General features: G+C 68.0%; 17 protein-coding genes and 1 pseudogene. 8 read left to right on the top strand and 10 right to left on the bottom strand.

Features of this window, described 5'->3' with window-relative positions; all coding sequences use genetic code 11:
* Positions 1–175: 175 nt before the first annotated feature.
* On the bottom strand, positions 176–919 hold the full coding sequence (locus AACH06_RS17260; protein WP_341426995.1) for a hypothetical protein: 744 nt from the start codon (positions 917–919) through the stop codon (positions 176–178).
* Between the two features lie 82 nt (positions 920–1,001).
* Positions 1,002–1,520 (bottom strand): hemerythrin domain-containing protein, encoded by a 519-nt coding sequence (locus AACH06_RS17255; RefSeq protein ID WP_341426994.1) that lies wholly within the window; start codon positions 1,518–1,520, stop codon positions 1,002–1,004.
* A gap of 145 nt (positions 1,521–1,665) precedes the next feature.
* On the opposite strand from AACH06_RS17255, the gene AACH06_RS17250 reads away from it, so the two are divergent.
* On the top strand, positions 1,666–2,079 hold the full coding sequence (locus AACH06_RS17250) for a YbaN family protein (RefSeq protein ID WP_341426993.1): 414 nt from the start codon (positions 1,666–1,668) through the stop codon (positions 2,077–2,079).
* A gap of 28 nt (positions 2,080–2,107) precedes the next feature.
* On the opposite strand, the gene AACH06_RS17245 is transcribed toward AACH06_RS17250, so the two are convergent.
* The 4 genes from AACH06_RS17245 to AACH06_RS17230 all read right to left on the bottom strand — a co-directional run bounded on the left by AACH06_RS17245 (position 2,108) and on the right by AACH06_RS17230 (position 5,848).
* Positions 2,108–2,848: a cupredoxin domain-containing protein gene (locus AACH06_RS17245; RefSeq protein ID WP_341426992.1), complete on the bottom strand. Its 741-nt coding sequence runs from the start codon at positions 2,846–2,848 to the stop codon at positions 2,108–2,110.
* A 50-nt stretch (positions 2,849–2,898) separates the two neighbouring features.
* Positions 2,899–3,345, bottom strand: a complete 447-nt coding sequence (locus tag AACH06_RS17240; protein WP_341426991.1) for a group I truncated hemoglobin — start codon at positions 3,343–3,345, stop codon at positions 2,899–2,901.
* Positions 3,346–3,359: 14 nt separating this feature from the next.
* Positions 3,360–4,292, bottom strand: coding sequence for a DUF3034 family protein (locus AACH06_RS17235; protein ID WP_341426990.1), 933 nt, complete (start codon positions 4,290–4,292; stop codon positions 3,360–3,362).
* Positions 4,293–4,576: 284 nt separating this feature from the next.
* Positions 4,577–5,848: a DNA polymerase Y family protein gene (locus AACH06_RS17230; RefSeq protein ID WP_341426989.1), complete on the bottom strand. Its 1,272-nt coding sequence runs from the start codon at positions 5,846–5,848 to the stop codon at positions 4,577–4,579.
* Between the two features lie 187 nt (positions 5,849–6,035).
* On the opposite strand from AACH06_RS17230, the gene AACH06_RS17225 reads away from it, so the two are divergent.
* From AACH06_RS17225 to AACH06_RS17210, 4 genes are all read left to right on the top strand, one after another.
* A complete protein-coding gene (locus AACH06_RS17225) occupies positions 6,036–7,268 on the top strand; it encodes a DUF5666 domain-containing protein (protein ID WP_341426988.1) in 1,233 nt (410 codons plus the stop codon).
* Between the two features lie 103 nt (positions 7,269–7,371).
* A complete protein-coding gene (locus tag AACH06_RS17220; RefSeq protein WP_341426987.1) occupies positions 7,372–8,238 on the top strand; it encodes a DUF6502 family protein in 867 nt (288 codons plus the stop codon).
* Positions 8,235–9,437 carry a DUF5666 domain-containing protein gene (locus AACH06_RS17215; protein ID WP_341426986.1) on the top strand — a complete coding sequence of 401 codons (1,203 nt, stop codon included), beginning with the start codon at positions 8,235–8,237 and terminating at the stop codon, positions 9,435–9,437. Before AACH06_RS17220 ends, AACH06_RS17215 begins: the two co-directional genes overlap by 4 nt.
* 171 nt (positions 9,438–9,608) lie before the next feature.
* Positions 9,609–10,496: an NAD-binding protein gene (locus AACH06_RS17210; protein WP_341426985.1), complete on the top strand. Its 888-nt coding sequence runs from the start codon at positions 9,609–9,611 to the stop codon at positions 10,494–10,496.
* A gap of 21 nt (positions 10,497–10,517) precedes the next feature.
* Here AACH06_RS17210 and AACH06_RS17205 read toward each other — a convergent pair.
* The 3 genes and pseudogenes from AACH06_RS17205 to argH all read right to left on the bottom strand — a co-directional run.
* Positions 10,518–10,749: pseudogene (locus AACH06_RS17205) on the bottom strand (argininosuccinate lyase); the annotation flags it as partial.
* A gap of 99 nt (positions 10,750–10,848) precedes the next feature.
* Positions 10,849–11,592 (bottom strand): hypothetical protein, encoded by a 744-nt coding sequence (locus tag AACH06_RS17200; protein ID WP_341426984.1) that lies wholly within the window; start codon positions 11,590–11,592, stop codon positions 10,849–10,851.
* Between the two features lie 38 nt (positions 11,593–11,630).
* Positions 11,631–13,064 carry an argininosuccinate lyase gene (argH, locus tag AACH06_RS17195; RefSeq protein WP_341426983.1) on the bottom strand — a complete coding sequence of 478 codons (1,434 nt, stop codon included), beginning with the start codon at positions 13,062–13,064 and terminating at the stop codon, positions 11,631–11,633.
* 112 nt (positions 13,065–13,176) lie between these two features.
* On the opposite strand from argH, the gene AACH06_RS17190 reads away from it, so the two are divergent.
* From AACH06_RS17190 to AACH06_RS17180, 3 genes are all read left to right on the top strand, one after another.
* Positions 13,177–14,223, top strand: coding sequence for a sensor histidine kinase (locus AACH06_RS17190; protein ID WP_341426982.1), 1,047 nt, complete (start codon positions 13,177–13,179; stop codon positions 14,221–14,223).
* 61 nt (positions 14,224–14,284) lie between these two features.
* A complete protein-coding gene (locus AACH06_RS17185; RefSeq protein ID WP_341426981.1) occupies positions 14,285–15,061 on the top strand; it encodes a LytR/AlgR family response regulator transcription factor in 777 nt (258 codons plus the stop codon).
* Positions 15,051–16,277 carry a hypothetical protein gene (locus tag AACH06_RS17180; protein WP_341426980.1) on the top strand — a complete coding sequence of 409 codons (1,227 nt, stop codon included), beginning with the start codon at positions 15,051–15,053 and terminating at the stop codon, positions 16,275–16,277. Before AACH06_RS17185 ends, AACH06_RS17180 begins: the two co-directional genes overlap by 11 nt.
* A gap of 34 nt (positions 16,278–16,311) precedes the next feature.
* Here AACH06_RS17180 and ppc read toward each other — a convergent pair whose 3' ends face one another.
* Positions 16,312–19,164 carry a phosphoenolpyruvate carboxylase gene (ppc, locus tag AACH06_RS17175; protein WP_423222048.1) on the bottom strand — a complete coding sequence of 951 codons (2,853 nt, stop codon included), beginning with the start codon at positions 19,162–19,164 and terminating at the stop codon, positions 16,312–16,314.
* Positions 19,165–19,263: the final 99 nt, after the last annotated feature.

Raw genomic sequence — 19,263 nt, 5'->3', positions numbered from 1 at the left:
GCGCCCTGCCAAGCACCGGCCCACAGGGTGGGCACCTGCCGGCGGCGCACTCGGCGTTGCCAGTGCTCGCCGGGTGTCCAACCCGGCTGCGCTTGGTGCCTTGATTGCATCGCCGGCAGGTGTCCACGAACTTCCGATTTCTCCGTTTCACTGGACTTGGCGACTCGATCGGGCCTCAGTCCTCCCATGGCTGCAGCCCCAGGTACTGGGCACCGAGCACCAATGCCAGGCTCTTGGCCTTTTGCTCCAGTGCGGCGGGAAGCGGGGCCGGGTAGCTGTGATCAACGGTGGCCAGCGTCAGGCCGGGGCCCTTGTGTGCGGCCTCGCCGGGGCGGGATTGCGCCCCCAGGATGACGGACAGAAAGGAGGGCGAATGGTCGGCGATCTGGCCCCAGTGGATGGTCACCGCCAGCCGATCGAAGGGCACCTGCACCAGGGTCTCGGTGGGCTGATCGTTGCGCACCGCACAGGCATAGATCCAGGTCCGTGAAGCGCCATCGAGCAGCAAGAGGTTGTGCTCCTTCATCGGCGGTAGCGCTTGGGCGTATCGGAGGGCGACACCCAGGCCCACCAGCCCGCTGAGGCCGAACAGGCCGATGGCTTCGCCGGCACTGCCACCACCGACCAGCCCCAGCATGCCGCCGATGATCATCAGGCCCAGCAGGCCTGCCAGCGCACCGTACATCCAGGTGACGAAGAAATCACCGTGGCGCTCCAACCCCTGAAGCCAGAAGTGGGTGTAGTTCGCGATCACCGGCTGATCCTGGCTCAGCAGCCTTTGCAGGTCGGCCGGATCGGGTGAGCCCAGTTCCGAATGCATCACGCATCGCTGGTCCGGCGGCGGCAGGCGCGTGGCGAGTGATTCGATCAGCGCTGTGGCGGAAGCGGCTTCGCTGGCGGGCGGCGAGGGGGTCTGCATCCGACCGCATCTTGCCAGCCCGCGGCGGTGGTGGTGCCAGCCCGCGGCGGTGGTGCCGGCGCAGGGCGCGCCGCCTTCCCCGTCAGACCGAGGTGGCGGTTTCGGCGGGGGCCGGGGCCGATGCGGGTGAGCAACTCGCGCCACCGCAGCCCGTCATGCCCTGGGACACCGGGGGCCGGGCGATGGCGCCGGTGGCGGTGTCGTAGCCCACGTTCTGCAGATGCGCGGCCAGGGCCGCATCCATCGACTGTGCGTGGATCGGGAACCAGGCGGCCAACTCGGGCAGCAGGCGCTCCAGGGGGCCGAAGTCGGCGCCTTCGCGGGCGACGCGAGCCACTTCCCGCATCAGCCCCAGCACCTGGGTGTGCTGGAACGTGTGGCAGTTCTCGGGCGAGAAGCCGGTGGCGGCCATCCAGCGGTCTTCTTGCGAGAAGTGCCCGTCGGTGTGGTCGACCAGTGCCTGGAAGGCCTCCAGGCCGGCCAGGTGGGACTGGGCCAGTGCCGCTTCGGCCGCCCCCAGCAACGCGACGAATTCTTCGTGCGTCGCGTCCATCTGCGTGTGGGCCAAGGCGAGTTCGTCGGACCAGGTCAATGTCGGCATGGCGTTCGTCTCGTGGGGCAGGTTGATGAGGCGGGCTGGGGTGCGATTCTCACCGAGCCGTGCGGTGATGCCGCATCTCGCCGTGCCTGCCTTGATCTGGCGCAAACACTGTCAATGTGCGGCGAGCGACGGCCACAATCGGGCCATGTCGAGCGAGCCCTCAGCCCCTCCGGCCCCGCCAGCCACTTCCGCCGCGACCCCGGGCTGGGCGCGGCCCTTGTGGTTGCTCGCCGGTGCGGTGGCGTTCATCACCGGGTTGGTGGGTGTCTTCCTGCCGCTGCTGCCCACCACACCCTTCGTGCTGTTGGCAGCGTTCTGCTTTGCGCGGGGCAGTGAACGCTGGGAGCGCTGGCTGCTGCAGCATCCCCGGTGGGGCCCGATGGTGCGCGATTGGCGGGCGCGGCATGCCGTGCCGCTGCGGGCCAAGCAACTCGCCACGGTGATGATGACCCTCAGCTCGCTGTGGGCGTGGTGGGTCATCCCGTCGGCGTGGCGCTATGTGCCGGCCGTGTGTTGCGCCGCCACTGCGTTGTGGCTGTGGCGGTTGCCCACCCGCTGAGCGGCAGGGCGCCCACGGCGCGGCAGGCTCAGCTGCGGCGCCGCTTGGGGGTGAAGTTCAAGGTCGCATCGAGCTTGGCGGGTGCAGCGCCGACCTGGATCTTGACGGGCGCCTGATCCTGCAACTGGTCGGGGTGCCACACCACCAGCTCGGCCGCGCCATCGGGCACGCCTTCGATCCGGGCAGTGCCTTTGGCGTCGGTCTTGCCGAACCACGACGTCCCGCTGACATAGACCTGCCCGCGCATCGAGCCGTGGATGTGGCAGCCCAGGCCGATCGGGCCGGCGTGTTCGGCCTTCACATCCACCGTGTTGGTGCCGGACTTTTTCTTCGGCGCGGCGGCCGGCTTGGTGTTGTAGTCGTCATAGCCGCCGTAGCTGCTGTTGTCGCGCGGTGGTGCACCGGTGCCGTCCAGTCGAAGCTCGAAGTACTCGACCGCCGGCATGCTGCCCAGCGGGCCACTGGGCACGGAGCGCACATGGTGATCGTAGGTGTCCTTGTTGACGAAGCGCAGCGTGCTGCCCAGCGGTACCACCGTGAGAAAGGGCTGGAAGCGCAGGTTCTCTTGCGAGATCACCACCGGCGCCGCGGCCGGCTTGGGCGCCGGCTGATTGGGCACCTGGATGAGCACCACCACATCGGCGGCGGGCTGGCCGTCGCGGTCCAAGACTTGAACATCGAGGGTGCCTGCCTGTGCGGCCGCAGCGGTGAGGGCCAGGGCCATGGCGGCGAGTCGGGGCAACGGACCTGGGGGCAGGGTGTAGGGCATGGTGTTTGGGGATGTGCGGTGGGGTGGGATGGGCGTTGAAAGCGTGTCGGTCAGGGCACGTTGACGATGTCGCGGTGCATGGGCGCCAGTTTGCCGAGCAACTGGTTTTGTGCGCTGAAGGGGATGCCGCGGGCGTCCATCGCCTGCTGCAGCACTTCCACCAGGGCGTTGAAATCGGCACGGGTGATGTCCACCCCGTTGTGGACGCTCTTCATGTCCGGCCCATCGAGCCGGCACGGGCCGCCGGCCACCTCGCAGATCTGGTCGACGAGCTGAGCCTTCACGTGGGCCTGGTCGACATCCTTGAAGAACGGGTTCATGCGCGGATCGGCCAGCAGGCGCTGCATGAAGTCGTCCATCAGGGCGACCAGGCCGGCGCGCTCGCCGAACTGCTGGTAGAGCGTGGCATCGGCGGCCTGGGCCACCCGCACACCGGCCAAGGTGGTGAGCAGGCAGGTGGCGATCGCCGCGCTGCGCAGGAGTGACGTGATCGACATGGCGCGGGTGCTCCTCAGAAGGCGATCTGGGCCGACAGGTAGGCCCCGGTCTGCCGCTGGGTGATGACAGCCGGGACGATGTGGCCCAGGTCGACGTAGGCGAGCGTCATCGAGATGTGTTTGTTCGGCGCCCAGGCGACGAACAGATCGGCCCAGTCGTCTTCTTTGAGCCCCTCGCCGAGGATCGAGGGGTTGAGGTTGTCGGGCTTCGCCCGGTATTCGGCGCCGATCGCGAGGTCTTTGCGCAGCAGCCACGCGATCGAGACTTCCGGCTGCAGGCGGTAGGCGTCGTGCGCTGTGCCGCCGAAGCCCAGCAAGCCGTTCTGGTTGGCCCGGGTCAGGCGCAGGGTGCCGTTCAGCAGCACGCCCTGCGCCAACAACAGCTTGGTGGCGCTGAGGTAGAGGTCGGTACCGGAGAGATCGGCCCCGAGGGCCTTCAGCGTGGGCTCCAGGCCGGCAGCGTCGGCACGCTTGTGTTCCAGGCCGATCGCCAACTGGGGCATCCAGCGGTCGCTGTCCAGCACCGCGTCGCCAGCGAAGCGCCACTTCAGCCCGACGATGTCTTGCTTCAGGTGCAGGCCGGGCAAGCCCAGGGCGGTGCCGGTGGCGCCGGTGTTGAAGTCCTGCCGGGCGATGGAGAGTTCGAATCGGTCGTCGATGCCCACGGCGGCACCGGCGGCGTTCATCGCGTAGTCCTGGGTCACCACCCGGGTGGCGTGGGCCGTGGCGCCGAACTGGTGGCGGGTGGCATAGCTGGCCGTCACGGCCCAGGGGGTGAGGCCGCCGCCCGCGGCACCGTCGATCGAGCTGACGCCACCGGTGAGCAGCAGCTTGCCGTTGCCATGGGTCAGAGGGGGGGCTGGTTCTTCGGCGCGCGCCGTGGGCAGTGAGGCGGTCAGTGCCAAGGCGGTGAGGGCCAAGGCCAGCGGGGGTCGTTGTCGGGTCATGCGGTCTCGGTGCGTCAAAGGGGGGTGGAACCGATGGTGAGCCGGGCTCTCCGGCGGACCTACGTCAACTGCGCTCGATTGGATGCATGCCGGCGCCACGGCGGCGCTGATGTCTCGCCTCCGGCCGGGCCCGGTGTGGCATTGTTCACGCCGCAAGGGCTTGCGCGCATCATGGCCCCTGGCGGCGTGCGGGGGATCTCGCGGCTGGGCTTGACGATCCTGGTTTGCCAACCGTCCCGAGGGACACGCCCCCACTTGGCGTGGCGTGTCCACATGAGCACGCCCTAGTCGGGGAGGTCGAACAGTGGCAAGTTGTAGGCGGCGGCAGGTTCTTCGGCCGCGGGGGCGCTGGCGCGTCGCTGGGGCGGCCGGCGGCTGGCCGCGGCCGCGGCGCGAGCCAGCCGGGCATCCCATTCACCGGGGGTCATCAGCTTGCCCCCTCGCACGCCCAGCAGGCGCAGGCGCCGCGAGAGATCGACGCGCTTGAGGCATTCGCCCGCCGCACGGCGGATGGTGGCGGCATCGGCGGTGGGGGCGGGCAGGGTTTGGTCGCGGGTGACGATCTTGAAATCGTCGAAGCGCAGCTTGATGCCGATCGTCTGTGCGACATAGCCCTTGCGAGCCAGGTCGCGGGCCAATTGGGCACAGAGCTGGGTGAAGATCTCACCCAGCTCGGTCTTGTCTCGCTTGGCATGCAGGTCGCGGTCGAACGTGGTCTCGTGGCTCATCGACACCGGCTCCCCGTGGGTGACCAGCGGGCGCTCGTCGCGGCCCCAGGCGGCATCGTTGAGCCAGGCGCCGTAGCTGCGGCCAAAGTGCTCGATGAGCCAGCCTCGCTCGCACTGCGCCAGCTCGCCGACGGTGTGGATGCCCAGATCGGTCAGCCGCGCCGCCGCCTTGGGGCCGATGCCGTTCACCTTGCGGGCGGCCAGCGGCCAGATTCGGGTGGGCAGATCGTCCATCGTCAGCACGGTGAGCCCGTCTGGCTTGTCCAGCTCGGAAGCCAGTTTGGACAGCAGCTTGTTCGGCGTCACGCCGATCGAGCAGGTGAGGCCGCCGGTGGCGCGCTGGACGTTGTTCTTGATCTCCAGCGCCAGCGCCCGCACGCCGCCGAGCGGGTCGTGCCCCACGGCGTCTTGCGCGCCGGGAACGTCGGTGAGATCGATGTAGATCTCGTCCACGCCGCGGTCTTCGATCACCGGGGCCAGCTCCGCCACCGCGGCCTTGAACCGGCGCGAGTAGAGCCGGTACTGCTCGAAATCGACCGGCAGCAGCACGGCGTTGGGTGCCAGGGCCGCGGCCTTCATCGTGCCCATCGCCGAAAACACGCCCATCGCGCGGGCCTCGTAGGTCGAGGTGGTGATCACCCCCCGGCCGGTGTAGTCCTTCAGCAGCGAGTAGCGGCGGGTGCCGTCCGGCAGCAACTCTGGCTGGTGCCGGCGACCGCCGGCCACCACCACCGGCTTGCCGCGCAGATCGGGATAGCGCAGCAACTCGACCGACGCATAGAAGGCGTCCATGTCGAGATGGGCGATGAGACGGCGACGGGCGGCCATGGGCTGTATGGATTATCAGTAAAAAGCCCGCGTTTGGCGTGCCAGCTTCCACGGTGGGCCCGGCGTGGGCGAGTGGCGGGTTCTTTAAAATGTGTAAAGTACACATTTATTTGGGTCGTCGATGTACTTGAGGGCTCCGTCGCCGCTCTGTGGGTCGTTCACCACCTCAGATTGAAAGGAAACCACCGTGATCTCTACCCCTCTGTCTCTCGTTGACCGCGCCCGCACCCGTTCCTGGCCCGCCATGGGCACCGCGTTGCTGATGGCCGCCGTGCTCGCCGCCTGTGGCGGCGGCGGGGGCGGCAGCGACAGCACCGGCACCACGCCGCCGCCGCCCGCGGGCACATCGTCATTCACCAGCGGCGCCATCACGGGTTTTGGTTCGGTGATCGTCAACGGCGTGCGCTTCGACGACTCGGGCGCCGAAGTGGTCGACGACGACGGCCAACGCCACGAGCGCGACGAGCTTCGCCTGGGTGAGCAGGTCGAAATCGAGGCGTCTTCGATCGACCGCGCCAGCGGCCAGGGCGTGGCCACCCGCATCCGCTTCGGCAGCGAAATGGTGGGGCCGGTCGCCTCGATCGACGGCGCCGCCCAGACCCTGGTGGTGCTGGGCCAGACCGTGGCGATCGGCACGGCCACGGTCTTCGACGATGACTTGGCTGGCGGCTTTTCAGGCCTGACGGTGGGCCAGGTCGTGGAGGTGCATGCGCAGTTCGACGCGGCCCAGGGCGTTTACCGGGCCACCCGCATCGAGACGGAAGACACGCCGGCCGCGTACAAACTGCGCGGGCTGGTGGAAGCGCTGGACGCCGCCGGACGAACCTTCCGCATCGGCAGCACGGTGATCAACTACAGCGATGCCACCGACGTGGCCGAGAACCTGGCCAATGGGGTGCGGGTACGCGTGACGCTGCGCACCGAGCCCGTATCGGGCCAGTGGATGGCCACCCGGGTGCAGGCGGGCGAGCGCCACCATGGCGACCACGACGAGGCGGAAGTGCGCGGCTTGATCACCGCCTGGACCTCGGCCACCGAGTTCAGCGTGAACGGTTTGCCGGTCGATGCGCGCACTGCCAGCTTCCCTGATGGCCAGACGGGCGTGGTGCTGGGCGCCAACGTCGAAGTGGAGGGGGCGATCGTTAATGACGTGCTGGTGGCCACCAAGGTGCAGTTGGAAGACGAGCACGAACACGAGCACGAGAACGAGGCCTATGAGCTGCATGGCGCCATCACCGCAGCCGATGCGAACGCCCGCACCTTCGCTCTGCGTGGCGTGACCGTCGCCTACACCGACGCCACCGTGTTCCGCGACCTGTCGGCCAGCGACTTGACGGTGGGCCGCAAGGTCGAGGTCAAGGGTGCGCTGAGCGCCGATGGCACCCGTGTGGACGCCACCCGCATCAGCCGCGAAGACTGATCAGGGGCGGGCCCAAGGCCGGGGATCAGCAGATTCCCGGCCGACGCGTTAGCATTCGTCTGGGCAAAGCGCACATTTTCTGACGCGTCCGTCCGCACTGGCGATGTCCGACCCCACCGAATCCTCACTGCCACCCGATCAGCAAGCTGTGCTGGAAGCCGTCAACGCCCTGCTGGCGCCACTGGCGCGCCTGGCGGTGGCCCGCGGTGTCCACTTCAGCGAGGTGGAGGAGCGGTTGAAGACCGCCTTCGTGCAGGCGGCGCGCGAGGCGAACCCGGGTGGCTTGCCGCATCGGCAGGTGAGCCGGATCAGCACCACCACCGGCATCAACCGCCGCGAGGTGACGCGCCTGGTCAATGCCCAGCTGGAGCAGCCCAAGCCGCGGCGGTCACTGGCCGGCGAGGTCTACGCCCACTGGCTCACGAACCCGCTCTACCGCGACACCGCGGGGCAGCCAGCGGCCCTGCCGCGGCAAGGGCCTCGCCCCAGCTTCGAGGCCCTGGCCCGCGAGATCACCAGCGACGTCCACCCCCGCAGCCTGCTCAGCGAGATGCAGCGGCTGGGCTATGTGACCCTCGACGAGGTTGCCGACACGGTGCAGCCCGTGAAGGATGCCCTGGTGCCGCGCGGCGACCTGCCCCGGGCGCTGCGCATCCTGGGCTCGAATGTGGGCTCGCACCTCTCGGGCGCGGTGGAGAACGTGCTGGGCGATGGACACCGCCATCTTGAGCAGGCCATCGTCGCAAGCGGCGTGCCGTTTGACGCAGTGCAAGCCGTGCGACAGCTCGTTGCGGCTCAATGGAAGCAGAGTTTCGACACCCTGGTGCCGGCGCTCGAACGACTCATCGAAAGCGGTGCCAGCACCGAGGCCGAGGGCGTTCCGCCCGCACCGGCCCAGCGGGTGCTCATCGGCATGTACAGCTATCACCAGCCCGATCCGGCCGCGCCGCCGGGCGAAGGAACCCCATGACTTCACTGTTCTCCTCCATCCGTCTGGCCTGGCGTCGCGGTCACCTGGCAGCCGCCCTGCTGGCCGTCGCGCTGCTGCATGCCTGCGGCGGCGGCGTCGAAGGGCAGGGCACCGGTTCGGTGAGCTACAGCGAAGGCCCGATCGCGGGCTTCGGGTCGATCATCGTCAACGGCATCCATTTCGACGAAAGCTCGGCGACGATCACCGACGATGACGGCCACGCGCTGACGCGCGCCGACCTGAAGCTCGGCATGACGGTGCGGGTAGACAGCGGCGCGATCGACCAGACGCTCGGCACCGCCGTGGCGCGTGAGGTGCGCATCGGCAGCGACCTGATCGGCCCGGTGGAAGCCAACGATCTGACGGCGAAAACCCTTCAGGTGCTGGGCCAGACGGTGCGTATCACCGCGTCCACCGTGTTCGACGACGCGATCACCGGCGGCCAAGGCGGCGTGGGCGTGGGCGACAAGGTCGAGATCTTCGCCATCTTCGATCCGGTGGCCGGCAGCTATGCCGCCCAGCGCATCGAGCCCGCTGGCGAGCCCACCTCGTACAAGCTGCGCGGCACGGTGTCGGCGCTGGACACGGTGCAGCGCACCTTCAAGATGGGGCCGGCCACGCTGACGTACTCGGCAGGCGCGGCGCCGGCCGATCTGGCCAACGGCCAATTGTTGCGGGTGAGTCTGCAAACCTCGATTGATGGCAGCGGGCGCTGGGTGGTCAGCCAATTCGCCAACGGCGCCTCGACACCCGTCGACGGGGGCGAAGCCGAGATCGAAAGCGTGATCGCGAGCTACACCTCGAACGCAGACTTCGTGATCTCTGGCGTCCGGGTGAATGCCAGCTCGGCCCGCATCGAGCCGGCTGGTGCCACGCTTGCCGCGGGGGTGCGGGTGGAAGTGGAAGGCACGATGCAGGGCGGCGTGCTGATGGCCGACGAGGTCAAGGTCAAGGGCAGCGGCGACGACGATGGTGACGACGAAGGCCGCGAAGTCGAGTTGAAGGGTGACATCACCGCCCTGGACACCGCCGCGAAGACGATGGTGGTGCGCGGCCAGACGATCGACTACGCCTCGGCTACCTTCAGCGGCGATCTGGGCGAGTCCGACCTGGCCGTGGGCCGCCAGGTGGAGGTGCATGGCACGCTGTCTTCCGACGGCACCTACGTGGTCGCCGAAGAGATCGAGATCGACGATTGAGTGTCAGCGGTGGCCGTGCGGGCGCAAGCTGCACGGTTGCAGGCCTCAACAACCGCCGCGCGCGGCCGAAAGCCACCTGAAGAGGGTCGAGCGACCCGACGAGGTGGCCATGAACGACAACGGCGTTGGCCGGTGCGCATCCGTGCATGAGGCAACCGATGGAGACCGTGGGTGAGTACCGGCCCGCTGCGTGCGGTGCCCTGGCTGGACATGTTCCTGCGCTGGGTGCAGACGGCGCGGCACCGCCTGATCGCCGAACTGCTTGCCGCGTTCCTGTTCGTCTGGCTGGGCGGCGGCCTGGCGATCTGGTGGCTGGAAGCCGACGTCAACCCAAAGATCGCGAGCCTTGGCAACGCCACCTACGCCTTGCTGGTCACGATGACGACCTCGGGCGACTCGGCCGTTCTGCCGCATACCGATGCCGGCCGCATCGTGATGGGCCTGGCCGTCATGCTGTCCAAGCTGTTGACCACATTGCTGTGCGCGCTGGCCGCTGCCGTGCTGATCGAACGCAAGGTCCGTGAGGACATGGGGATGAAGATGCACCGTCTGTACGACCACATCGTGATCCTGGGCTGGAATCTCAAAGGGCCGCAGATCGTGCACTCGCTGCGCAGTGACCCGGCCACGGCCATCCGCCCCATCCTCATTGCGGCCGACCTGGAGCAGAAGCCGGTGGATGACCCGGGCGTCGCCTTCAGCCGCGTGAGCCTGCCTCTGCAGGAAGAAGCCCTCGACCGCATTTGCCTGTCTCGCGCGGAACGGGTGCTGGTGCTGGCGAACTACGCCGAGCGCCAGCATGCCGATTCACTCAGCGCGGTGACCTGCCTGTTGGCACGTCGATCGAACCCCAAAGCCACCATCGTGGCGGAACTGCTGGATCCGGGTAAACGGCTGTTCCTCGAAGCCGCAGGCGTCGATCAGGTGGTGGGCATCGGCGAAGTTGGGGGCTTCTTGTTGGCCGAAGCGATGATCGGCAACGACCAGGCGCGCTCGTTGTTGGCGTCCGTGGCCGAAGGCGCGCACCGGACGCGGCAGCTCACCGCCACGGGCCGCTGAACCAGGCGGCCCGGTGGCCGCTCACCCCAACCGGGCGCGATGGCGCTCGATCTGCGCCCGGGCCTGCTGCGGCGCGGTGCCGCCGATCACGTTGCGGGCGTTGAGCGAGCCTGTGAGGCTCAGCACCTCGAACACGTCGTCGCCGATCGAGGCGTGGAAGCTCTGCAGTGTGGCCAGTGGCAGATCCGACAGGTCGACGCCCAGCTTCAGGCCTTCCTTCACCGGCATGGGCGACCGCTTCGTCTCGATGACGTTTGTGCGGCCGTGACGCACGTTGTGCGACCCTGGCCGGCTGGGCAAGCGGGCGGCTTCACGTTGACGCGGGGCAGCCCCGGCGGGGGACATCGCCATCTCAACGCAACTTCGACATCGCCTTCTTGCAGAGGGCCCTATTGAACCAAGTCGCTTTCGCCACGTCGATGTAGTTGTCAGCGTCGCAGGGCTGCAGGACGGACATCAGCTCCTCTTCATCCCTCTCTTCTCCTGCGGATGTCGCGTCGAGGGTTTCCAGACAGCGCGAGAAATCGCCGTTGTGGTATTGCGAGAGAGCCAGGTCATTGCGTACCTGGTCGAGCTCGATCGAGCCCATGAATTCTCGACACTCGCCGATCAGAGTCTGAAGCGTGCTCGTGGCCAGGGGATAGCGATGGGCGCGATACAAGAGAAGGAAGCGATCGCGCAGTGCTTGCCGCCCCGACCTTGAACACGTTGCGGAGGGACGGCGGTAGGTTCCGTCGAAATAGGCTCGAAATCCACAGTATTCTCGACACTCATCTTCGGCAATGGGCTTGACCACCACTGAGGATGGGTTGGACGAGAAAGAGATTTCGCACTTCGAGTCGTCCTCGTCCCCGATCAAGCGGTCGGCGTAACCAATGGTCCCTCGTATCACGCCAGTGACCTTGCACTCGTGGCAATGCCCGCCGATCGAGTCGATCTCGAAGACAAGCTTGTTCTGCTCATCTCTGCGGATGGTGAGCGTCCCCGAGTCGTCTCCGCGAACGTATTGTCCCGGCAATGGCGCGCCCGTCGGTGCCGCCTGCGAAGACCCAAGCGCAGCGGCCAATACGACGAAAGTTGAAATGAGGCGCAACATCGGAGTCTGCCCCCTGGAGGTGATGGTGGATGAACCCGTCACGCCAACCTTGCCCGGTGCCTCTCGATCTGTGCCCGCGCCTGGTTTGGCGCGGTGCCGCCGATCACGTTGCGGGCGTTCAGAGAGCCGGTCAGGCTCAGCACCTCGAACACGTCGTCGCCTATCGAGGCGTGGAAGCTCTGCAGTGTGGCCAGTGGCAGATCCGACAGGTCGACGCCGAGCTTCAGGCCTTCCTTCACCGCATGGGCGACGACCTCATGGGCGTCGCGGAACGGCAGGCCCTTCTTGACCAGGTAATCCGCCAGGTCGGTCGCGGTGGCGTAGCCCCGGCGGGCAGCCTGCTGCATGGCCTCGGCCTTCACCTTCAGGCCTCCGGTTCGGGTGCCCGTGGCCGGGTCGACTTCGCCACCCACCATCTCGGCCATGATGCGCAGCGTGTCCTTCACGGTGTCCACCGTGTCGAACAGCGGCTCCTTGTCTTCCTGGTTGTCCTTGTTGTAGGTGAGCGGCTGGCCCTTCATCAGGGTGATCAAGCCCATCAGGTGGCCGACCACCCGCCCACTCTTGCCGCGGGCCAGTTCGGCCACATCCGGGTTCCGCTTTTGCGGCATGATCGACGAGCCGGTGCAGTAGCGGTCCGACAGGTCGATGAAGCCGAAGTTCTGGCTCATCCACAGCACGATCTCTTCGGCCAGCCGCGACACGTGCACCATCACCAGCGAGGCAAAGGCGGTGAACTCGATCGCGAAGTCGCGGTCGCTCACCGCATCCAGGCTGTTCTGGCAGACACCGTCGAAGCCCAGCGCCTTGGCCACGCTCTCGCGGTCCAGCGGGTAGCTGGTGCCGGCCAGCGCCGCCGCGCCCAGCGGCAGCCGGTTGACCCGCTTGCGCACATCGGCCAGCCGCTCGGCATCGCGGGCGAACATCTCCACATAGGCGAGCAGGTGGTGCGCAAAGCTCACCGGCTGCGCGACCTGCATGTGGGTGAAGCCGGGCATCACGGTTTCGGTGTGGTGCGAGGCCACCGCCAGCAGCGCGCGCTGCATGTCCGCCAACAGCGGGGCGATCTGGTCGATCTCACTGCGCAGCCACAGCCGCACATCGGTGGCCACCTGGTCGTTGCGCGACCGGCCGGTGTGCAACCGCTTGCCGGCATCACCGACCAACTGCGTCAGCCGCGCCTCGATGTTGAGGTGCACGTCTTCCAGCTCGCTCTTCCAGACGAACTCGCCGCTTTCGATCTCGGCCTTCACCTGGGCCATGCCGCGCTCGATGTCGGACTGATCCTGCGGGCTGATGATGCCCTGGCGAGCCAGCATGGCGGCGTGGGCAAGGCTGCCCTCGATGTCGGCTCGCCACAGGCGCTGGTCGAAGAAGACGCTGGCGGTGTAGCGCTTGACCAGCTCGCTCATCGGCTCGGAGAACAGGGCCGACCAGGCCTGGGATTTCTTGTCGAGTTGGTTGCTGCTCATGACACGCCTGTGCGAAGGTGAAAGAGGGAGGAGCGATCAGGGAAACCACTGATTCTAGAAGTGGCAGGGCCCGCTGGCACGCAGCGCAGCCAGAATCACGCCCGTGAAACTGATGCCTGACTCTGGAACCAGCACCCTGTTCGACGATCTGCGCGAGGCGGTCACCGCGCCGGATCTCACGCAGGCCGAAGCGCTGCAGCTGTGCCGCAGCGGCACGCTGCTGCGCGCCATGATGCTCGTGATCGTGGTGCTGGGCGTGGGGCTGATGTTTGACGCGCGCAGTCTCACGACGTGGCTGGGCGAGCTGTCCAGCGCCGCGGCGGTGGCGGTGCCGGCCACGCTGCTGTGGGTGCTGATGGCGTGCGGTGCGCGCCACCTCATTGCCAAGACCGCGCCGATGGTGCAGGTGGCGGCGGCGTCGGCCCTCGGGGCCGTGGCCGCCCTGGCCCTGTGGTGGCCCATGGCCTCGGTGGGCATGGCACCGGCCCACAGCACCCATGCCATCGCACCGGCGTTGACCGGGGCGCTGCTGGCGGCGCTGATCTTCCAGTCGGAGCGCTGGCGCCAACGCGCACGCCTGCCGGCCGCCGCCGCGGCCCGCCTGGCCGATCTGCAGACACGCATCAGGCCGCATTTCTTGTTCAACACGCTGAACACGGCCATCACCTTGGTGCAGCTCGACCCGAAGCGCGCCGAAGAGGTGCTGGAGGACCTGTCCGACCTGTTCCGCGCCGCGCTGGGGGCGCTCGATCAAGACACCACCGTGGGCGCCGAGATCGAGTTGTCGCGCCGATACCTGGCGATCGAGCAACTGCGTTTTGGCCGCCGCCTCGATGTGGAGTGGGATCTGGACCCACACGCCGCCGCGGCCAAGCTGCCGCCTCTGGCCCTGCAACCGCTGATCGAGAACGCGGTCCGCCACGGCATCGAGCCGGCCGACAAAGGCGGCACCATCGAGATTCGCACCCGTCGCCGGCGCGACCGGGTGCTGATCTCGGTGACGAACACCGTGGCGCGAGGGCCCTCCAAACCCGGCCACGGCATCGGAATTGCAAGCGTTCGTGAACGCCTGCGATTGATGCATGACCTGGATGCAGATTTCCGCAGCGGGTTGACCGAAGATGGCCGCTATCGCGTGAGCATCGGATTGCCTTGCTGAACGGTCGCCGTGACGGTGGCAACGGCCGAGGCCACCGTGAGCCTGCAACGACAATGATTTCATGGACCGACTGCGTGTACTGATCGTCGACGATGAGCCCCTGGCCCGCATGCGCCTGCGCAGCCTGCTGGCCGATTGCGTTCGACCCGCGGCCACGGTGGTGGACGAAGCCGGCAGTGCCGCCGAAGCCCTGCATGCGCTGGCCCGCCAGACGGTGGATGCGGTGCTGCTGGATATCCACATGCCCGGCATGGACGGCATCACCCTGGCCCGCAAGCTGCGCGACCAGCAGCCCGCGCCGGCGGTGGTGCTGGTGACGGCTCACGCCGAACATGCCTTGCAAGCCTTCGAGATCGACGCGGTCGACTACCTGACCAAGCCGGTTCGTCGTGCGCGCCTGCAAGAGGCATTGGGCCGGGTCGAGCAACGCCTGGGCCGTGCGCCGGCACCGGCCGTGGCCGCGATGCTGCCGGTGGAGGTGCCCACCCTGGTCGTGAGCGACCGGGGGCGCGTGCTGCGCATCCCTGTGCCCGAGGTGGTGTACCTGCGGGCCGAGATGAAGTACGTGACGCTGTGCACGACCAAGCATCGCTACGTGCTCGACGATGCATTGAGCGACCTGGAACAGCGCCTGGGCGATGCAGTGGTGCGCATCCATCGCAGCATGGTCGTGGCCAAGTCGGCCGTGCGGGCGCTGGAGCGCCGTGCACTGCCTGGCAACGACCACGAGGAGGGCGGCGAGAGCTGGGCGGTGCAGGTGGAGCCCACGGGAGAGTGGCTCGCGGTCTCGCGGCGACAGCTGCCGCAGGTGCGCGAGGTGCTGGCACGTGCCGGTTGACGGTGCGGGCCGGGCGAGCGGCAGCCTGAGCGCGCGGATGCGCTGGATCCTGGTGGTGGCGACGGTGACGGCGCTGCTGCTGGCCGGCCTCGCCGCCCACGACTGGTGGACGCAGACGGACGACGCGCCAGTGGTGCAGGCCCTTTCCAGCGTGGCCGATCCGGGGCGCCACACCGCGCCGGCCGCAGCGCCCGAGCAGGTGCTGGCGTCGGCCAGCATGCCCTCTTCGGCGGCGAGCCGAGCTGCAGTGCCAGACCCCAGCTGTCCAGCGCCATGGCGCGCGCTGGCAGGGCAGCCCGCTGATGCGATCGACAAAGTGTTCCGGCGCCTGCGTCCCGCGGCACTGGCCCATGCGGGTCAGCTGCTGTCGACCTCGTCCGAAGCATTCGAGCGCATCGCGGGGCGCTTGCTGCTCGCGCGCTCGCGCGATGTCGACAGCCCGCCAGATGCCGAAACCTACCTGGCGCTCGTCAGCGAGGCCCTCAGCAGCAACGACCCGCGGTTGGCGGCGCTGGCCACGCAGTTGTGCGACACGGCGCCGCCCGAGCATGCGGCGGCCTGCTCATCGATGTCCGCGTCCCGTTGGGCAGCCGTTGACCCGGACAACGTGCAGGCGTGGCTGGCGGTGGCCGCCGAAGCGCTGGAACGCACGGATCCCCGCACCGCGCGCGAGGCGCTGGCACGGGCCGCGCAGGCGCGCACCAGCCGGCTGATCTGGAGCGACCTGATGCCCTTGTCGAACAGCCCGGCCCTGCAGGCGCTGTCGCCAGTGGATCGCCAGGTCTTGGCGGCCGACCTGGTCGGCGTGGGCAGCATGCTGGGCAACAACGGCTTGCTGGCGATTTCGCGCCTTTGCTCGGTGGACGCGCTCCATGCAGCCCAACGTCGGCAGGAATGCAGTGCCATCGCCGGGCTGATGATCGACCACGGCGACACGCTCATCGAGCATGGCATCGGCATCGGGCTGGCGCGTCGGGCCGGTTGGCCGTCCGAGCAGATTGACCCGCTGGCCGAAGAGCAGCGTGCGCTCAGCGAGGCGCTGGGCGAAGAGACCAACTTCGCGCTCGAACAAGCCGGGCCCATGACCGAGGCCCAGGCTTGCGAAACCTATCGCCGCGTTGAGGCTGCCTTCGCGTTGGTGAGCAGCGGCAACGAGCTGCAGGTCGCCCGGCGCGCACTGCAGCGCCGGCAAGCCACGGCGGCGGCGCCTCCGTAGCAGCGCCGGCCCCGGCAGCGCCCGATTCGTGGGCTCAGCCGGTGTTTCGCAAGCCCGCGGCGATGCCGTTGATCGACAGGTGGATGCCGCGCTGCACGCGATCATTCGCCGAATCCACCACTTCGCTCTTGGACCGCCGGCGGTAGCGGCGCATCAACTCGACCTGCAAGTGGTTCAACGGGTCCAGGTAGGGGAACCGGTGCTCGATCGAGCGCGCCAGGGCCGGGTTGCTTTGCAGGCGGTCGCCTTCGCCCGTGATCAGGCCGAGGGCCTCATGGGTCTTGTCCCACTCGGTTCGAATCGCCGTGAAGATGCGCTTGCCCAGGCGCTTGTCTTCGACCAGCTCGACGTAGCGTTGGGCAATGCGCACGTCGCTCTTGGCCAGCACCATGTCCAGGTTCGACAGCAGCGTGCGGAAGAACGGCCACTGCTTGTGCATGCGCTGCAGCAGCTCCAGCCGCGCGCTGCGGCCACTGCCTTCACCCAGGAACGACTCGACGGCCGAGCCGAAGCCGCACCAGCCCGGCAAGGCGACGCGGCACTGGCCCCAGGAGAAGCTCCAGGGAATGGCGCGCAGGTCTTCGATGGCGCGCGTGGCCCTGCGTGAGGCCGGGCGCGAGCCGATGTTCAGCTCGGCGATCTCGCGGATCGGTGTGGCGGCGAAGAAGTAGTCGGTGAAGCCCTCGGTGTCGTACACCAGGTGGCGATAGGCAGCCATGCTGGCTTGGCTGAGCGCCTCGGCGGCATCGAGAAAGGCCTTCGGCGCTGCCTTGGTGGGGTGCAGCAGGCTCGCTTCGAGCGTCGCCGCCACGAGCGTTTCGAGGTTGCGCCGCCCGATTTCCGGGTGGGCGTACTTCGAGGCGATCACTTCGCCTTGTTCGGTGAGGCGAATCTGGCCCTTCACCGTGCCCGGCGGTTGCGCGAGGATGGCCTGGTAGCTGGGGCCGCCGCCACGGCCTACCGTGCCGCCGCGGCCGTGGAAGAGACGCAATCGGATGCCGTGCTCGTCTTCCAGCGCATCGAACATCTCGACCAGCGCGATCTCGGCGCGGTAGAGCTCCCAATTGCTGGTGAAGAAACCGCCGTCCTTGTTGCTGTCCGAGTAGCCGAGCATCACGTCTTGCTCAGCGCCGCCGCGGGCCACCAGCTCGGTGATGCCGGGCGTGGCGTAGAACTCGCGCATGATCGTCACCGCATTGCGCAGATCGGCGATCGTCTCGAACAGCGGCACCACGATGAGGGCGGCGCGGGCGTCTTCGGTGAGCGTGCCTTGCAACAGCCCAGCCTCCTTCTGCAGCAGTAGCACCTCCAGCAGGTCACTCACCGTTTCGGTGTGCGAGATGATGTAGTGGCGGATGGCGTGGGCACCAAAGCGTTGGCGCATCTCAGCGGCCGTCTCGAAGATGGCCAGTTCGCCTTGGGTGAGTGCCGAGTAGTCGGCCCCTCGCACGCGCAGGCCTCGTGCCTCGTCGAGCAGGCGCAGCAGCAGGGTGCGGCGTTGCATTTCGTCGAGCTGGGCGTAGTCGGGCTCGATGCGGGCGACCCGCAGCAACTCGGCCACCACCAGCTCGTGCTGGTCCGAGCTTTGTCGCAGGTCGACCGTGGCCAGATGGAAACCGAACACCTGCACCGCCCGTTGCAGCGGTGCCAGGCGCGGCGCCACCAGGGCCTCGGCATGGTGTGAGCGCAGCGAGCGTTCAATCACCGCCAGATCGGCCGCGAATTCTTCGGCGTGGGCATAGGGGTTCTGCGGGGCCACGGCGTGCCGCAAGGCCTCGGTGCCGGTCAACTCGTGCAGGGTGGCCGCGAGGCGGGCGTACACCCCGATCAGCGCGCGGCGGTAGGGCTCGTCTTCGCGATGGGGGTTCTTGTCGGGCGAGCGTTCGGCCAGCGCCTGCATCTCGGCGGTCACCGGCGCCAGCATCGCCGACATCGACAGCTCGGCACCGAGCGTGTGCACCTCGGTCAGGTAGTGACGCAACGCGGTCTCGGACTGACGCGACAGGGCCAGACGCAGCGTCTCGGCCGTCACGTTGGGGTTGCCGTCACGGTCGCCGCCGATCCAGTGGCCCATGCGAAAGAAGGGCGGGACGGTATGGCCCGGCAGCGCCTGTTCGATTTCGCGGTACATCCGCGGGATCTGCCGCAGGAAGGTCGCGTGGTAGTACGACAGCGCGTTCTCGATCTCGTCCGACACGCGCAGCTTGGCGGTGCGCAACATGCGTGTTTGCCACAGCTGGGTGACGCGGGCGCGGATCAACTGCTCGTTCTCGGCCCGATCGCGCTCGCTGCGCAGCTCGTCGCGTTGCGTGATCAGGCTCGCGACCGCACGTTCGGCATCGAGGATGCTGGTGCGCTGCACTTCGGTGGGGTGGGCTGTGAGCACCGGCGAGATGTAGGCGCGCTCCAGCAGCGCGGCGATGTCGGCGCCTCGGTGATCGGCCCGGGCCAGGCGCTCGAAGCAGTAGGCCAGTGAGCCTTCCTGCAGGTGGCCTTCGGCTTCGTGGTGGGTGCGGCGACGCACGTGGTGCCGGTCTTCGGCGATGTTCGCCAGGTGCGAGAAGTAGCTGAAGGCACGGATCACGCTGACCGTCTGGTCGGCGGACAGGTTCTTCAGCAGCCGGTCGAGCACCCGGCCGGCGGAGGCGTCCTTCTTCAGCCGGTAGGCCACGGACAGCTGGCGCACCCGCTCGATCAGCTCGAAGGCGGCGCGGCCTTCTTGTTCGCGGATCACGTCGCCAAGGATTCTTCCGAGTAACCGGATATCTTCCATCAGCGGTCTGTTTTTCTCTGCCGCGTCGTTCCTTTCGGCAGCTTTCACTGCTGATTTGCCCAATTTTGGTGCAGCGGTGGAGGTCTTGTCGGTGGTGCGGGTGGTGCGCGGCATGAAGGCTCCAGACGTGGTAACCAAATTACCACTTGTCGATCGTAGCAGGCTTCCGGCGCGCTGCGCCACCGCCGAAAGGATCGTCGTCTGGCCGCCGCC

It is taken from the genome of Ideonella lacteola (assembly GCF_038066555.1).
In the GTDB taxonomy this organism is placed as follows: Bacteria; Pseudomonadota; Gammaproteobacteria; order Burkholderiales; family Burkholderiaceae_C; genus Ideonella; species Ideonella lacteola.
This window is presented reverse-complemented; position numbering and strand designations above follow the sequence as displayed.

Coding starts and splice junctions, on each gene's coding strand:
- AACH06_RS17185 (WP_341426981.1), top strand. CDS start 14,285: ATGGACCGACTGCGTGTACTGATCGTCGACGATGAGCCCCTGGCCCGC.
- AACH06_RS17255 (WP_341426994.1), bottom strand. CDS start 1,520: ATGCCGACATTGACCTGGTCCGACGAACTCGCCTTGGCCCACACGCAG.
- AACH06_RS17250 (WP_341426993.1), top strand. CDS start 1,666: ATGTCGAGCGAGCCCTCAGCCCCTCCGGCCCCGCCAGCCACTTCCGCC.
- argH (WP_341426983.1), bottom strand. CDS start 13,064: ATGAGCAGCAACCAACTCGACAAGAAATCCCAGGCCTGGTCGGCCCTG.
- AACH06_RS17230 (WP_341426989.1), bottom strand. CDS start 5,848: ATGGCCGCCCGTCGCCGTCTCATCGCCCATCTCGACATGGACGCCTTC.
- AACH06_RS17190 (WP_341426982.1), top strand. CDS start 13,177: ATGCCTGACTCTGGAACCAGCACCCTGTTCGACGATCTGCGCGAGGCG.
- AACH06_RS17245 (WP_341426992.1), bottom strand. CDS start 2,848: ATGCCCTACACCCTGCCCCCAGGTCCGTTGCCCCGACTCGCCGCCATG.
- AACH06_RS17220 (WP_341426987.1), top strand. CDS start 7,372: ATGTCCGACCCCACCGAATCCTCACTGCCACCCGATCAGCAAGCTGTG.
- AACH06_RS17235 (WP_341426990.1), bottom strand. CDS start 4,292: ATGACCCGACAACGACCCCCGCTGGCCTTGGCCCTCACCGCCTTGGCA.
- AACH06_RS17260 (WP_341426995.1), bottom strand. CDS start 919: ATGCAGACCCCCTCGCCGCCCGCCAGCGAAGCCGCTTCCGCCACAGCG.
- ppc (WP_423222048.1), bottom strand. CDS start 19,164: ATGCCGCGCACCACCCGCACCACCGACAAGACCTCCACCGCTGCACCA.
- AACH06_RS17240 (WP_341426991.1), bottom strand. CDS start 3,345: ATGTCGATCACGTCACTCCTGCGCAGCGCGGCGATCGCCACCTGCCTG.
- AACH06_RS17215 (WP_341426986.1), top strand. CDS start 8,235: ATGACTTCACTGTTCTCCTCCATCCGTCTGGCCTGGCGTCGCGGTCAC.
- AACH06_RS17200 (WP_341426984.1), bottom strand. CDS start 11,592: ATGTTGCGCCTCATTTCAACTTTCGTCGTATTGGCCGCTGCGCTTGGG.